Source organism: Modestobacter sp. VKM Ac-2986 (genome assembly GCF_026967795.1).
Taxonomy (GTDB): Bacteria; Actinomycetota; Actinomycetes; order Mycobacteriales; family Geodermatophilaceae; genus Modestobacter.
The window spans coordinates 81068-95506 of record NZ_JAPVBH010000007.1 but is presented as its reverse complement, the minus strand read 5'-3'; the positions used below and the strand labels follow the sequence as shown (position 1 = coordinate 95506).

Here is a 14439-nt window from a genome sequence, read left to right as displayed (position 1 = left end):
AGTGACGGTGCGGACAGACCCGCCCGGGCACCTGCATGGTGCACGATCGAGTGGCACGATGGGGTACGGAGCCGGGGGCTCCGGGGCCGGTCGAACCACCCAGCCGACCACCGCCGCCCTTCCCCCGGCCCGGTCCAGGAAGGGCGTCCGTGGCCTCCAGCCAGTACACCAGCCGACACGACCGCAGTGAGCCGCTGCTCATCACCGAGGCCGAGCCGAGCCAGGCCGACCAGCACGCAGCTCGCAAGCGTCGCTACTCGATCACCATGGCGATCCGTGGCAGCAGCCTGGTGGTCGCCGCGCTGACCGCGCAGTACTCACTGTGGCTCATGGCCGTCTTCGCCGTCCTCGGCACGATCCTGCCGTGGATCGCCGTCGTCATGGCCAACGACCGGCCCCCGAAGAAGAAGCTCGACGTCAACCGGTACACCCCGCCGGCGCCGGACCGCATCCTGGAGTCCGGCAGCAGCAGGGCCCGCGTCATCGACATGTGAGCCCGGCCGGGCCCGGCGCGGACGCCGGCGCCCGGCCGTGCCCTGTCATCATGGACGGCGGTGCAGCGAGGGCCGGTGCCCTGCCGGCGACCGTCGCGCACCCCGATCCAGGGAGAGCCTGTGAGCAGCAGCGACATCCTCGAGCGTCCCGACGTCCGCGAGTCGGACACCGGCAACGCCAACGAGGTCTTCCACTACGTGAAGAAGAACAAGATCGCCGAGAGCGCCGTCATGGGCAACCTGGTCGAGGCGCTGTGCGGCGAGGTCTTCCCCGTGACCAAGTCCCCGAAGCCCGGCAGCCCCGTCTGCCCGGCCTGCAAAGAGGTCTACAACCAGCTCAAGAAGTGAAGGACCCCCGTGCCCCCCGGCTCCCGCTCCGCGCGGGCCGGGACCCTGCACGGGGGCCGACGGCCTGACCGGCCCCTGTAGGGGCCGGAGCGATCAGCGGAGGCCGAGGGCGCGGGCCTCGTGTTCGATGCGGGCCGCCCGCCGGCGCTGCCGGCGGCGGTCGTGCCGGCGGGGCCCGGCGGGCCAGCGGGCCTCGATGGTGGCGTTGAGCTCCGCGCCGAGGATGAGCGACATGCCCAGCAGGAAGCAGAACAGCAGCGCCGCGATCGGGGCGGCCAGCGCGCCGTAGGGCAGCGCCGTCGTCAGGATGTCGGCGACGTAGCCGCGCAGCACCGTCGCCGCCGCGATGAAGAAGACCACGGCGAACACCGCCCCGGTCAGGTGCCGGTGCCAGGGGATCCGCCGCGGCAGGATCACGTGGTAGAAGCTCGTGATCGCCAGGATCAGCCCGACCACCACCAGCGGCCAGTAGACGGCGTTGACCAGCAGCGTGGCGGTGTCCCGCCAGTCCGCCGGCAGCAGCCCGACCAGCGTCGTGCGTCCCAGCACCAGCAGCGGCAGGGTCAGCACCGCGAGCACCAGGCCCACGATGAACAGCCACAGCGCCATCAGCCGGGTCTTGATCGGGCCGCGCACGTCACGCTGGTCGTAGGCGATCACGACGGTGTTGAGGAACGTCGCCGTCGCCGACGACCCTGCCCACAGCGACACCACGAAGCCCAGGCTGACCACGTCCAGCCGCCCCGAGCCGAGGATGTCCTCCAGCGTCGGGCGCACGAGGGTGTCCACGACGCCGGGCGTCAGCGCCTCGGCCGACGCGCGCACCAGGGTGTCCTCGATCTCGGCGACGGTGTCCGCGCCGATGAAGGAGCCCAGGTAGCCCAGCGACCCGAGCAGACCGATCAGCAGCGGCGGCACCGACAGCACCTGCCAGAAGGCGGCCTCGGCGGACAGCCCCAGGATGCGGTCGTGCCAGGCCTTGGCCGCGCTGCTGCCCAGGACCTGCAGCGGCACGCGCACCGGGGCCGGCCACCGGTCCAGCCGCCCCCGGCGCGGCGCGGGGGAGGTCTCGGCAGCCTCCGGGGTGTCCCCCGGCGGCGGGACGGCGGGCGCCGTCGAGCTGCGGGGAACGGCGGAGGCCACGCTCCCAGTGTGCACGGCCGGTCCGGGCGCGGCGTCGTCCTCCCCGGGCTGCGCCTCCTTGGGGGGAGCTGTCCTCAGCGCCGTCGCCGGTGCGTGCGGGCGTCCGTCGGGACGCGGTGCCCGGGACGACGTCCGGACGGCGTGGCCGGCGCCGGGGCGCTCGTGGTGGCCGGGGGCTGCTCTGCGCCGGGCGCCGGTGCGGGAGCGGGCGGGGCGGGCTCGGGGGCCGGCGGCGGGACGCAGCGGATGACGGCCTCGGCGGCGTAGCGGGTGTCGAAGTCCTCGCGGCGGAGCTCAGCGCCGCTGGTCAGGTCCTTGAACACCCGGGTCACGGTGATGTCGAAACCGGTCGAACCCGACTGCGGGGTGCAGTTGCCGTCGTCGACCTTCTCCTGCACCGCGGGCTCGCGGGCGTTGCGGCGCTCCCCGCTCACCGACTCGACCTCGTAGTACCGGGTGCCCCAGAAGGTGACCGTCAGCGCGCCGGGCACCCACTCGGTCTGCACGTAGATGCCGGTCGGGGTGTCGTTGCGCCACTGGAGGTCGATCTGGCCCTCGTACACCGTGGCCTCGCGGCCGGCGGGGTAGCGGCTGATGTAGAAGCTGTGCGGCTTGTGGAAGACGTCCTCGAGCCCGGCGAAGAAGACCGCGTTGAACATGGTCGTGGCGAACTGGCTGATGCCGCCGCCCACCGCCTGGGACAGCTCGCCGCCGCTGATCACCGCGGCCGGCACGTAGCCCTGGGCGGTGCCGCGCGGGCCGGTGTGGCCGTTGAGGCTGAAGGTCTCCCCGGGTCGCACGAGCGCCCCGTCGACCTCCTCGGCGACCACCCGGATGTTCGTCCCGCTCGCGGCGTTGGTGAACCGGGTGGTGAAGTCGCTGACCTTCTCGCGGATCCCCAGCGCCTGCGCCTGCTCGGTGGTGAAGGCCGCCGGCACCGGGCCCAGGACCGGCGTCACCGACCGCGGTGCCGGGTCGTCGAGGACCGGCAGCAGCTGGGTGGCGAGCTCGGCGGGGTCGATGCCCTGACCGTCGACCGAGGGGACGACGGAGACGGTGTCGCCGGAGACCTCGAAGCCGGCGTCCTGGGCGGGGGAGCCGAACACGGCGAGGTCCTCGCCCATCGCGTCCTGCAGCGCGGCCGGGTCGACCGCGACGGCCAGCGTGCCGTCGTCGGCGGGGGTGAAGGTCAGCGAGGACGCGATCGCGCTCGGCGGCAGCTCGACGGGGGAGCCGACCGGGGAGCCGACGACGGACACCGGGGCGTCCAGCGCGGGCGTGACCACGGCGTCCAGCACGCGCTGGGCCTCCGCTGTGGCGACGCGCGGGGTGGCGACGGCGACGGGCAGCGCGACGGGCGTGGCCGGGTCGGCGCCGGAGGACAGCGCGGCGGTGAGCGCCTGGGCCGCGCCGGACCGGTCCAGGGTCCGCCCGTCGGCGGGCTCGACCAGCCGGGGCGTCGTCCCGTCGATCTCGATGGTGGCGTCGACGGGGGGCCGGTCGACGGTGGTGGCCAGCTGGTCCAGCTGCGCGGTGAACGCCGGCTGGTCGGAGGTGAGCACCGCGTCGGCCTCGCGGTCGCCGAACAGCGACGTCAGCCGGGTGAGGGGGTTCAACGGCTGGTCGTCGACGGCGTCGACGGTGGCCGGGACGTCGAGGGCCAGGCCCGCGCTGGCCGGGTGCAGCGTGGCCTGGACGTCGGCGGCCTGCACGGTGCGGTCGGCGGCGACCCGCGGGGCGAGGTCGCTCTCCAGGCGGGCGGCGGCCGAGGCGGGGGACAGGCCACCGAGCTCCACGCCGGCCACGACCGTGCCGCGGGGGACGTCGTCGCCGGAGGCGAACAGGTCGACGCCGTAGACGGCGGCGAGCGCGAGGACCGCGGCGGCCGGCACGAGCACGGCCCGGCGTCGCCACCAGTTCCCGCTCTCGCCGTGCGCGGCGGACGGCGGTCCGCCGGGACCGTCGACATCCCCGGGGAGCGACGGCGGCCCGCCCGGGACCGGGGTGAGGTGCTGGGTGGCGTCGTGCGGTGCGGCGTCGCGAGCCGGGGGGACGGGGCGGGTCTCGTCGACGACGGGGGTGATGTGCTGGGTGGACTCGTGCCGGGTCGGGTCGTGTGTGGGGACGGCGTCGGCCGGGCCGGCCGCGGGCTCGTCGGCCGGCACCGGGGCGCCGATCGTCCGGGTCTCGTCCGGGGCGGCCGGCGTCCCGCCGGGCACCGGCGGCGGTCCGGGGCGGTTGCCGCCGATCGTGCCGTCCGGCTGGAGACGCACGGTGTCGGAGGGGTCCTGCGGCATCGATCGCTCTCCGGGTCGCTGGTCCGGGGCACCGGGTCCCGGGAACGACGAAGCCGCCGACACCCCGTCCCCGGAGTGCGGGGTCGGGACGTCAGCGGCTTCGTCGGGTGTGGGCTTCATCGCTGGCGCGACGATAGTTCCCGCACTCAGGAGGAGAAGCGCGCCTCGCCGTCGGTCTCGATGATGTCGGCTGCGAGGCCGCGGAGCTTGTCCTCGTACTCACGTGCGTGGTGTCCACAGAAGACCAGGTCGCTACCACTGGGGAGGACCACTCGCACCTTCGCCATGGCGCCGCAACGGTCGCAGTGGAAGGGGAGAACGAGATCTTCGGTGGGCGGGGTCGTCGTCAGCGTCTGGGTCGTCATCTGGCTCATCACTCGCTCTCTACCGCACGGACCCGCGACTGCGGATCGGCCTCCTGCACAGCGCCAGGATGGTCCCTCCTGTTCCCGATCCGACGCCCGAACTCCGTGACTCGCCGAAAGAGATGCGGTCGTGATCGTTCGGACACCTGGGTGGAACGGTTGCAGCAGGGACGTCGCTGGTTCGGAACTGGGTCCGGGTCGTGCACGTACTGGTCGTGCTGGTCACCGGCCCTCAGGCCGGCTGTGTGTCCGCTGCTGTTCTGACGGGGTCCACGCTACGCCGTCTACCCAGGAGGCGCCGCCGTACACCGTCCCGTCACCCGATGGGAGTGCGGGACGGCCCGGCAGCTGGACAGCGCGGCCCGGGCGGACGACGACGGCCGGCGCCCCACAGGGCACCGGCCGTCGTACGGCCCCTCGCAGGGTCCCCGGGCACGCGGAGCGTGTCCTGGGGAGCGAGAAGGTCCTTCCTCAGTCCAGGTAGTCGCGCAGCACCTGGGAGCGGCTGGGGTGGCGCAGCTTGGACATCGTCTTGGACTCGATCTGCCGGATCCGCTCGCGGGTGACCCCGTAGACCTGGCCGATCTCGTCCAGCGTGCGCGGCTGACCGTCGGTGAGGCCGAAGCGCAGCCGGACTACGCCGGCCTCGCGCTCGGACAACGTCTGCAGGACGCTGGTGAGCTGGTCCTGCATCAGCGTGAAGCTCACCGCGTCGACGGCGACGACGGCCTCGGAGTCCTCGATGAAGTCACCGAGCTGGCTGTCGCCCTCGTCGCCGATGGTCTGGTCGAGGCTGATCGGCTCCCGGGCGTACTGCTGGATCTCCAGCACCTTGTCCGGGGTGATGTCCATCTCCTTGGCCAGCTCCTCCGGCGTGGGCTCGCGGCCCAGGTCCTGGAGCAGCTCGCGCTGGATGCGACCGAGCTTGTTGATGACCTCGACCATGTGCACCGGGATGCGGATGGTGCGGGCCTGGTCGGCCATCGCGCGGGTGATCGCCTGGCGGATCCACCAGGTGGCGTAGGTCGAGAACTTGTAGCCCTTGGTGTAGTCGAACTTCTCGACCGCGCGGATGAGCCCCAGGTTGCCCTCCTGGATCAGGTCCAGGAAGGCCATGCCGCGGCCGGTGTAGCGCTTGGCCAGGGAGACCACGAGGCGGAGGTTGGCCTCCAGCAGGTGGTTCTTGGCGCGCTCGCCGTCGCGGACGATCCAGTTGAGGTCCCGGCGCATCTGCGGGGAGAGCTTCTGGCCCTCCTCCTCGACCTGCCGGATGCGCTCGGAGCCGTAGAGCCCGGCCTCGATCCGCTTGGCGAGGTCGACCTCCTCCTCGGCGGTGAGCAGGGCGACCTTGCCGATCTGCTTGAGGTAGGCGCGGACGGAGTCGGCGGAGGCGGTGAGCTCGGCGTCCTTGCGGGCCTGCCGCAGCGCCTCGGACTCCTCCTCGTCGTCCCACTCGAAGTCCGGGCCCTCGCCCTCGGTCTTCTCGTCGGCGGCGTCGGCGACGGCGACGCCGTCCTTGCCGGTCACGACGGCCTCGTCGAGCGTGAGGCCCTCGGCCCCGTCGACGACGGCGACGGCGGCGCCGTCGGAGGCGACCGCGGTGAGGACCGCGCCGGTGCCGGTGCCCGGGGAGGGGGCGATCGTGGGCTTGCGGGCGGCGCTCTTGCGGGCGGTGGTGCCGGCAGCGGACTTCGCGGCGGCCTTCTTGGCCGGGGCCTTCTTGGCTGCCGCGGCGACCGGGGCGGTGGCCTGAGTCGCGGCGGTGGAACGGGCGGCGACCGTCCTGCTGCGGCTCGGGCTGCTCACCGTGTTCGACTCCGGTCCTGGCTGGTCGGCGGGCACTCAGGTTCCTTCCCGTACTACTGCGGTGCGTTCCTCGAGAGCCGTGTGGCCCGCGGGCAGCGGCCTCCGGCGCCGCCCGGTACCAGCCGTCCGCCGGCGTTCCCGGGCGGTGACCCACCGGAGAGGCGTTTCACCGTGCTGGGAGCGGGGGATGACCTGTTGGCTGGGGGAGCGGTGCGCGGGGCTCCTCCATTGTAACGACGGCGCTGCGGCGGTCCACAGGGTTCGCCCTGCGCGGTCGGCCCGGTGACCAGCGCGGTCCTGCGCGCACGTGCCGACGGTGGGCCCCGGGGCGTGCCCGGGGCCCGGCCGTCACTGTCCGATGTGCTGCTCGGCGGCCAGGGCCGCGCCGACGATGCCGGCGTCGTTGAGCAGCTGCGCCGGCACCACGCGGGTGCGCGTCGACAGCAGCGGCACCCACTTCTCGGCCTTCTTGCTCACCCCGCCGCCGACGATGATCAGGTCGGCCCACAGGCTCATCTCGAGGGTGTCCAGGTAACGGTCGACCCGCTTGGCCCAGGCCGGGTAGCTCAGGCCCTCGCGCTCGCGTGCGGCGGCCGAGGCGGCCTTCTCGCCGTCGGCGCCGTCGACCTCGATGTGCCCGAACTCGGTGTTGGGGACCAGCTGGCCGTCGATGAACAGGGCGCTGCCGATGCCGGTGCCGAAGGTGAGCATCAGGACCAGCCCGCGCTCGCCCCGGCCGGCGCCGTAGGCCATCTCGGCGATGCCGGCGGCGTCGGCGTCGTTCAGCGTCTGCACCGTGCCGGGGATGACCTGCTCCAGGCCCACCGCCATGTCGGTGCCGATCCAGGAGTGGTCCATGTTCGCGGCGGTGAACGCCACGCCGTGCTTCATCACCCCGGGATAGGTGACGCCGATGCGCCCCTCCCAGCCGAACTGGCCGACGATGTCGGCCACCACGCCGTAGACCGGGACAGGGAGCGCCGGCTGCGGGGTCGGGATCCGTACCCGCTCACCCACCAGCTCGCCCTTGTCCAGGTCGACGACGCAACCCTTGATACCGCTGCCACCGATGTCCACTCCGAAGCCCTGCACGCGGACAGGCTAGTGACCCACCGCACCGAAGTCGTGCAGGTCCGGCAGGATCCCTCCTCGTGATGACCTCCGGCACCCCTGCACCCGGCCTGTCCACCGAGCTGCTCGAGCTGGCCCGGGCGACGGCCGAGGAGGCCGCGCTGCTCGTCGGTGCCGGGCGCAGCACCGCCGCCGACCAGGTCGACACCAAGTCCTCACCGGTCGACGTCGTCACCGCCGTCGACCGCGCCAGCGAGACGCTGATCGTGCGCCGGCTGCTCGAGGCGCGACCGGACGACGGCGTGCTGGGGGAGGAGGGCGCCTCGACCGAGGGCACCAGCGGCGTGCGCTGGGTCGTCGACCCGATCGACGGCACCGTCAACTTCCTCTACGGGTTGCCGGCGTTCGCCGTCTCCATCGCCGCCGAGGTCGACGGGCGCACCGAGGCCGGGGTGGTGCTCAACGTCGCGACCGGCGAGCTCTACACCGCCGTCCGCGGCGAGGGCGCCTGGCTGACCGCCCCGGGCGCGGCCAGCATGCAGCTGCGCGGAAGCGCGCCGGCGTCGCTGGGCCAGTCGCTGGTGGCCACCGGCTTCAGCTACGGCGCCGAGGAGCGTCGGGCGCAGGGCGCAGTGGTCGCCCAGCTGCTGCCCGAGGTCCGGGACATCCGTCGCTGGGGGTGCGCCTCGCTGGACCTGTGCGCGGCCGCGGCCGGCCGGGTCGACGCCTACTACGAGCAGGGCCTCAAGCCCTGGGACCACGCGGCCGGTGCGCTGGTCGCCACCGAGGCCGGGCTGGTGGTCACCGGCACCGCCGGGCGGCCGTTCGCCGAGCCGATGGCCGTGGCCGCCGCACCGTCGGTGGCCGGCTCGCTGGTGGAGCTGCTGGAGCGCCTGCACGCCGACCGCTGACCCGGGCGGAGCACCCCCGGGCCGGGGCCTACGGGGCCGGGCAGGCCCCGGCGGCGGTCGTCGGCGGCACCAGCGCCGCGGCCACCGCGTCCTGGGTGGCCAGGCCGGCGAACTCCGGCCCGATGACCACGTCGACGGTCGCCTCGGCGCGGCCGTCCTGCCGCTCGCCGGCACCGGGCATCTGCAGGGCCACGAAGCGGGCCAGCCCGTCGCGGCCGGGGCCGAAGCGGACCTCGCCGACGCCGGTCACCTCGTTGCCACTGCGGTCGTTCTCCGTCAGGCCGATGGTGAAGCCGCGCGAGCGCAGCGTCTCGGCGACCTTCCCGGCCTCGCCGGCGATGTCGGAGGCGTTGAGCACGTTGACCGTGAACGTCGCGGGGTCCACCTCGGTCGGGACGGCGGCGGCGCTGCTGCAGGCCGCCGCGCGCTCCTCGTCCCGGCGCTCCTCGTCGCTGAGCACGTTGAACCACACGGCGAGGGCGGCCAGGGCCAGCAGCAGCAGGAAGACCAGACCCGGGATCGGACGCCGGGTGCGGCGGGGCGCGGTACGCCGCACACCGGGCTCGCTGGCGAGGTCGGTCACGGGGTCCTCACAGCGGCGAGCTCTGACACGGGAGTGACCCTAGTGGCGGGCGCGGTTGCTGCGCCGCACCGCGCGGGGACCCGGCGCGTCCCGGCGCCGGTGGCGGCCGGTCAGCACCCGCGCCGCAGGGTCCCCCGGGCCCCGGACCAGGGAGGTCACCGGCCCGGCGCCGCCGCCCGGCGGACGGGTCGCGACGGCGGGTCCGGCGCCTTCCCGGGCCGATCCGGGCGAGGGGTAGCCTCTGGCGCTCCGCCCCCAGGACGACGTCGGCGGGACCCCGGTGTGCCCGGCCGTGAACGGCGGGCACAAACCGGGACCCCACGGCGTTGGGCGGCTGGCCGGAGCGCAGCACGGGGCGCTGGGCCGACCACGCGGACGCGAGTCCGCACCCGGTCGGCCGGATGCCTCCGGTGCACCACCGTGCCACCCGGTCGGCGGCCCACAAGGGGGCCGCAGGCCGACGACCGACCACCGACCGCTCCGGCGGCCGGCACCACCCACCGGCGGCTCCGAGCGCCGGTGGCAGACGAGCGGGCCGAGCGCCCGCGACGAGAGAGAGAGGGCACACCATGGCCCAGGACTACGACGCACCTCGGCGCAACGAGGCCGACGAGCTCGGTGAGGACTCCCTCGAGGAGCTCAAGGCCCGCCGGGCGGAGGCGCAGTCCTCCTCGGTCGACGTCGACGAGACCGACTTCAACGAGGCACTGGAGCTCCCCGGGGCCGACCTGTCCGGCGAGGAGCTCACCGTCCGCGTGCTGCCCAAGCAGGAGGACGAGTTCACCTGCTCGCGCTGCTTCCTGGTGCAGCACCGCAGCCGCCTGGCCGCCACCAAGGGCGACGCGCTCTACTGCCGCGACTGCGCCTGATGAAGGACCCCCTCGCCCCCCACCACTCGTTCCTGGTGGCGGGGCCCTGCGAGGGGGCCTGACCCTCGCCCCCCACCACTCGTTCCTCGTGGCGGGGCCCTGCGACGGCGCCTGACCCTCGCCGGGCCCCGGCTCGACGTGGGCCTCGCGAGGGGGCCGGGGTGGCACGGCTGGTCGGGCACGTTCGTCGCCGGCCGGGTGAGGGCAGTACCTGAGTTCTGCGAGGGAGAGGCACCGATGACACAGCACGGTCAGGGCACAGGGTCACCGCGCGACGTCCCACCGCCGCGTCCCGTGGGCGAGCCGGTCGAGGGCGAGGTCATCGGCGGCGGCACCGGACCCGGCGACGGGCTCGGTGCCGCCGGTCGCGCGCTGGCCGACGCCGTCGCGGGCCTGCTGGGCCGCGACGACAAGGCCGGCCCCGCCGGTGCCCGGCGCCCCTCGGCCGGCGCCCGTGCGGCGGGCAGCGTGCTCACCGAGGTCATCTCCGCCCTCGCCGGGGCCGCGCGGTCCGACGACACCGGCAGCTCCCGGTCCGGCGCTGGCCGTCCCGGGCCGAGCTTTGATCCCAAGGGCGGGGCCAAGGGTGCCGGCATCGGCCCCGGTGGGTTGCTGTCGGACCTGCTGGACGCGGCCGCGCCCCGGCTGCCGATCCGCGACGCGGCCCGGCTGCGGGCGGCCCACCCCGGGGCCTCCGACGGCGAGATCGCCGACGTCCTCGTCGCGCGGGCGGCCCGGCTGACCGCCGGGGTGGGTGCGGCGACCGGTGGCCTGGCCGCCGCGCAGTGGTTCGCCCCGCCCACGCTGGTCGCCGTCCCGCTGGAGCTCGGCGCCCAGACGGTGCTGGTGGCCGCCGTGGAGGTCGTCCTCGTCGGCGAGCTGCACGAGCTGGCCGGCCGGCCGGCGCCCGGCGACGCCCGGGCCCGCGCCGGCGCCTACCTGGCCAGCTGGACGACGCAGCGGGCCGTGGGCACCACCGGCCCCGGCGGGCTGCTGTCCATGCTCGGCACGGCCGGGGCCTCGGCGGTGCGCCGCCGGCTCACCCGGCGGATGGCCCGCAGCACCACCTCGATGGCCCCGCTGCTCGTCGGCGCCAGCCTGGCCGCCCGCAGCAACCGCAAGGCCACCGTCACCCTGGCCGACCGGCTGCGGGCCGACCTGCGCCTGCCGCCCGCCGCGAAGCCCTGAGCACGCCCCCGGTGCACGGCGTCCGGCCCTCCGCGGGTGATGGTGGCGGCGGGGCTAGCCTCGCCGCCGTGCCCGCACCCCACGCCGAGGACCCGGCGGCCGCGGTCGACGTCCCGGTGCTGCTCACCGACCCGGACGCCGTCGTCCCCGGGTACGCCCTGCCCGGGGACGCCGGCGCCGACCTGTGCCTGGCCGAGGACGTCGAGCTGGCCCCGCACCAGCGGGCGCTGGTCGGCACCGGCGTGGCCGTGGCCATCCCGGAGGGGTACGCCGGCTTCGTGCACCCCCGCTCGGGGCTGGCCCACCGGCTGGGCCTGAGCCTGGTCAACGCACCGGGCACCATCGACGCGGGCTACCGCGGCGAGATCAAGGTCAACCTGGTCAACCTGGACCCGTCGACGCCGATCCGGCTGTCCCGCGGCGACCGGGTCGCCCAGCTGGTCGTCCAGCCGGTCGTGCGCGCGCGCTTCGTGCCGGTGGCCGAGCTGCCCACCAGCGAGCGCGGCAGCGGCGGCCACGGCTCGACCGGCGGCGCCGCCGCGCTGGACCCCTCGGTCCCCGCAACCACCTCATCCCTGGAAGGACGGGCCTGACGATGCCCATCGGACGCCGGCGCAACCGGATCGACCGCAGCCTCCGCGAGCGGGGGGTGCCCCCCGAGCCGCAGGTGCGCGAGCGCGAGGAGGTCGGCACCAGCGGACCCTGGGACGCAGCCGACGCCCCGGACGACGGCCAGCTGCGCATCGACCTCGGCGCGCTGCGGCTGCCGGCGCTGGCGGGCATGGAGCTGCGGGTCGACGTCAACGCCCAGCAGCAGGTCGTGGGCGCCAGCCTCCGCTACGGCGACTCCCTGCTGCAGCTGTCGGTCTTCGCCGCGCCCCGGGCCGCCGGGCTCTGGGACGAGGTGCGGGTCGAGCTGGCCCGCGGCGCCGCCGCCCAGGGCGCCCAGCTGACCGAGGTCGACGGCCCCTTCGGCCGCGAGCTGGCCGGCACCGTGGTCCTGCCGACGGCACCCCAGCCGGGGGAGACCGCGCCGACGATGGTCCGGCGGCCGGCCCGGTTCCTCGGTGTGGACGGTCCGCGCTGGTTCCTCCGCGGGATGATCAGCGGCCCGGCCGCGACCGGCCCGGAGGCGGGGCTGCCGCTGGAGCAGGCGTTCCGTGGCGTGGTCGTCGTCCGGGGCACCGGGCCGATGGCGGTGCGCGAGCCGCTGCCGCTGACCCTGCCGGCACAGGCCGCCGAGCAGGTGGCCCGCCAGCAGGCGGCCGGCCGCACCACGGGCCGGGCCGCCTCCCCGATCCCGCCGGACGCCTCGGCGTGAGCCGGGTGCCCGCGCCGGCCGCCCACGCCTACGGGCCGGGGCCCGACCAGTTCCTGGAGGTCACCCTCCCCGGCGGCGACGCCCCGGCACCGGTGGTCGTGGTCGTGCACGGCGGGTTCTGGCGCGCCCCGTACGGCATCGAGCTGGCGCGGCCGCTGGCCGCCGACCTGGCCGCGGCCGGGTGGGCGGCGGTCGCCGTGGAGTACCGCCGGGTCGGCGCCGGCGGGGGCTGGCCGACCACCCTGGCCGACGTCGCGGCGGCGCTGGACGCCCTGCCCGACCTGCCGGTGGCGGCCCGCCTGGACCTCACCGACGTGACCGTGGTCGGGCACTCCGCCGGTGGCCACCTGGCGGCCTGGGCGGCCGGCCGCAGCCGGCTGCCCGACGGTGCGCCCGGCGCCTCCCCGCGGGTGCCGGTCACCGCGCTGGTGTCCCAGGCCGGGGTGCTGGACCTGGACGCGGCCGTCGCCGCCGGCCTCGGCGACGGCGCCACGGTCGACCTCCTCGGCGGGACGCCGGCCGAGGTGCCCGACCGCTACGCCGCCGCCGACCCGGTGCGCCTGCTGCCCACCGGCGTCCCGGCACTGTGCGTGCACGGCGAGGACGACACGACGGTCCCGCCGGAGCAGAGCCGGCGCTACGCCGCGGCCGCCACGGCCGCCGGCGACGTCGTCGAGGTGGCCGTGGTCCCCGGGGACCACATGGCCGCGATCGACCTGGACGGTCCGGCCTGGCGCCGGGTCGTGGAGTGGCTGACAGCACGTCGGACAGCCGCTGCAGACCGCACTACGCTGGAGTCGTGACCGAGACCAGGGTTCCGTCGGCAGCGCAGCCGGGTGCGCGCAGCTGGCTGTCCCGCAAGCTCCAGAAGCTCACCGCCGACGACCGCGTCGTGGACGCCCAGGAGCTCCGCTCCGACGCGGCGATCGCGGGCTGCTCGGCGGTCAGCGCGTGCCGCAAGGGCGAGGTCGTGACCGTGACCGGGCGGATCAAGTCGGTCGTCTACACGCCGCGGGAGACCGTGCCCACGCTGGAGGCCGAGCTGTTCGACGGCTCGGGCTCGGTGACGCTGGTCTGGCTGGGCCGCCGCCGCATCCCGGGCATCGAGCCCGGTCGCCGGCTCACCGCCCGCGGTCGCTTCGCCGCCTTCGAGGGCCGGCAGGTCATCTACAACCCCTGGTACGAGCTGAGCGCCGGGTGACCCCCTCGGGGGTCCGGGCGTGACGGCACGACCCGACCGGGCTAGCCGGTGAGCAGTTCGGCACCGGGCCGCGAGCCCGCGGGCGAGAACGTCACCTTCGACCGGCACATGGTGCTGGACCAGCTGGGCGGCTGGCGCGGCATGGTCGACGCCTCGCTGCCGACCCTGGCCTTCATCGTCGCCAACGGCCTCGGTGGGCTGACCGTCGGCATCTGGGCCGCGGTGGTCGCCGCGGTGCTGGTCTTCGTGCTGCGGCTGGTCCGGCGGGAGAGCATCCAGCAGGCGATCAGCGGCCTGTTCGCCGTCGCCGTGGCCGTGTTCATCGCCGCGCGCACCGGTGAGGCCCGCGACTTCTTCGTCATCGGCATCATCCGCAACCTGGCCATCGGCGTGGTGGTCCTCGGCTCGCTGCTCGTGCGCCGGCCGCTGGTGGGCGTCATCGCCGAGTTCCTGGCTCCCAGCCACCTCGGGTCGCTGGCCGGCCACAAGCTGCCCTCGTTCCGCGACCGGCTGCGCCGCGGTGCGGACCCGGTCGCCCCCGACACCGCGGACACCGCGGCGCGCAGCGGGGCACGCCCGGCCGACCCCGAGCCGGACCGGCCCTGGCGCGAGGACCCGCGGATGCTGCGCGCCTACGGCTGGCTGACCGTGCTGTGGGGCGGGGTCTTCCTGCTCCGCGGCGGGGTGCAGTACGTCCTCTACCGGGCCGACGAGGTGGGCCTGCTCGGCACCTCCAGCGTCGTGCTGGGCCTGCCCGTGACCGCCGTCCAGCTGGTGGTCACCCTCTGGGTCGTCGCCCGTCTGCACCGCCACCGCGCCGCGGAGCAGCCCCCGGCCTGAGC

At 75.3% G+C, this 14439-nt stretch carries 16 protein-coding genes; 10 read left to right on the top strand and 6 right to left on the bottom strand.

Going from position 1 to position 14439, the window contains the following annotated elements; translation table 11 throughout:
* Positions 1 to 149 precede the first annotated feature (149 nt).
* Both O2W14_RS17495 and O2W14_RS17490 read left to right on the top strand, forming a co-directional pair.
* Positions 150 to 494 (top strand): DUF3099 domain-containing protein, encoded by a 345-nt coding sequence (locus O2W14_RS17495; RefSeq protein ID WP_269177397.1) that lies wholly within the window; start codon positions 150 to 152, stop codon positions 492 to 494.
* Positions 495 to 614: 120 nt separating this feature from the next.
* On the top strand, positions 615 to 842 hold the full coding sequence (locus O2W14_RS17490) for a DUF3039 domain-containing protein (protein WP_269177396.1): 228 nt from the start codon (positions 615 to 617) through the stop codon (positions 840 to 842).
* Between the two features lie 93 nt (positions 843 to 935).
* Here O2W14_RS17490 and O2W14_RS17485 read toward each other — a convergent pair whose 3' ends face one another.
* The 5 genes from O2W14_RS17485 to ppgK form a co-directional block, all read right to left on the bottom strand.
* Positions 936 to 1985, bottom strand: a complete 1050-nt coding sequence (locus O2W14_RS17485) for a YihY/virulence factor BrkB family protein (RefSeq protein WP_269177395.1) — start codon at positions 1983 to 1985, stop codon at positions 936 to 938.
* Between the two features lie 74 nt (positions 1986 to 2059).
* The gene (locus O2W14_RS17480) at positions 2060 to 4282 is read right to left on the bottom strand and encodes a VanW family protein (RefSeq protein ID WP_269177394.1); all 2223 of its coding nucleotides are present in this window, start codon (positions 4280 to 4282) and stop codon (positions 2060 to 2062) included.
* A 146-nt stretch (positions 4283 to 4428) separates the two neighbouring features.
* The gene (locus tag O2W14_RS20015) at positions 4429 to 4647 is read right to left on the bottom strand and encodes a DUF7455 domain-containing protein (protein ID WP_442928842.1); all 219 of its coding nucleotides are present in this window, start codon (positions 4645 to 4647) and stop codon (positions 4429 to 4431) included.
* Positions 4648 to 5118: 471 nt separating this feature from the next.
* Positions 5119 to 6453 carry an RNA polymerase sigma factor gene (locus O2W14_RS17470; protein WP_331253606.1) on the bottom strand — a complete coding sequence of 445 codons (1335 nt, stop codon included), beginning with the start codon at positions 6451 to 6453 and terminating at the stop codon, positions 5119 to 5121.
* 348 nt (positions 6454 to 6801) lie between these two features.
* Entirely contained in the window at positions 6802 to 7545 is a 744-nt protein-coding gene (ppgK, locus tag O2W14_RS17465; protein ID WP_269177391.1) for a polyphosphate--glucose phosphotransferase, read from the bottom strand.
* Between the two features lie 62 nt (positions 7546 to 7607).
* Here ppgK and O2W14_RS17460 point away from each other — a divergent pair, with 62 nt between their 5' ends.
* Positions 7608 to 8435 (top strand): inositol monophosphatase family protein, encoded by an 828-nt coding sequence (locus O2W14_RS17460; protein ID WP_269177390.1) that lies wholly within the window; start codon positions 7608 to 7610, stop codon positions 8433 to 8435.
* Between the two features lie 28 nt (positions 8436 to 8463).
* Here the strand turns inward: O2W14_RS17460 and O2W14_RS17455 are convergent, their stop codons facing one another.
* A complete protein-coding gene (locus O2W14_RS17455; protein ID WP_269177389.1) occupies positions 8464 to 9018 on the bottom strand; it encodes a LytR C-terminal domain-containing protein in 555 nt (184 codons plus the stop codon).
* Positions 9019 to 9587: 569 nt separating this feature from the next.
* On the opposite strand from O2W14_RS17455, the gene O2W14_RS17450 reads away from it, so the two are divergent.
* From O2W14_RS17450 to O2W14_RS17420, 7 genes are all read left to right on the top strand, one after another.
* Positions 9588 to 9887 (top strand): DUF4193 domain-containing protein, encoded by a 300-nt coding sequence (locus O2W14_RS17450; protein WP_163609328.1) that lies wholly within the window; start codon positions 9588 to 9590, stop codon positions 9885 to 9887.
* A gap of 294 nt (positions 9888 to 10181) precedes the next feature.
* Positions 10182 to 11075, top strand: a complete 894-nt coding sequence (locus O2W14_RS17445) for a hypothetical protein (protein ID WP_269177388.1) — start codon at positions 10182 to 10184, stop codon at positions 11073 to 11075.
* Positions 11076 to 11143: 68 nt separating this feature from the next.
* Complete coding sequence (dut, locus tag O2W14_RS17440) at positions 11144 to 11668, top strand: dUTP diphosphatase (RefSeq protein ID WP_269177387.1); 525 nt, start codon at positions 11144 to 11146, stop codon at positions 11666 to 11668.
* A gap of 2 nt (positions 11669 to 11670) precedes the next feature.
* Entirely contained in the window at positions 11671 to 12396 is a 726-nt protein-coding gene (locus O2W14_RS17435) for a DUF3710 domain-containing protein (RefSeq protein ID WP_269177386.1), read from the top strand.
* Positions 12393 to 13199 (top strand): alpha/beta hydrolase family protein, encoded by an 807-nt coding sequence (locus O2W14_RS17430; protein WP_269177385.1) that lies wholly within the window; start codon positions 12393 to 12395, stop codon positions 13197 to 13199. The genes O2W14_RS17435 and O2W14_RS17430 overlap by 4 nt, the downstream gene beginning before the upstream one ends.
* Positions 13196 to 13597 (top strand): OB-fold nucleic acid binding domain-containing protein, encoded by a 402-nt coding sequence (locus O2W14_RS17425; protein ID WP_269177384.1) that lies wholly within the window; start codon positions 13196 to 13198, stop codon positions 13595 to 13597. The genes O2W14_RS17430 and O2W14_RS17425 overlap by 4 nt, the downstream gene beginning before the upstream one ends.
* Before the next feature lie 48 nt (positions 13598 to 13645).
* The gene (locus O2W14_RS17420) at positions 13646 to 14437 is read left to right on the top strand and encodes a DUF3159 domain-containing protein (protein WP_269177383.1); all 792 of its coding nucleotides are present in this window, start codon (positions 13646 to 13648) and stop codon (positions 14435 to 14437) included.
* The last annotated feature ends 2 nt before the right edge of the window (positions 14438 to 14439 follow it).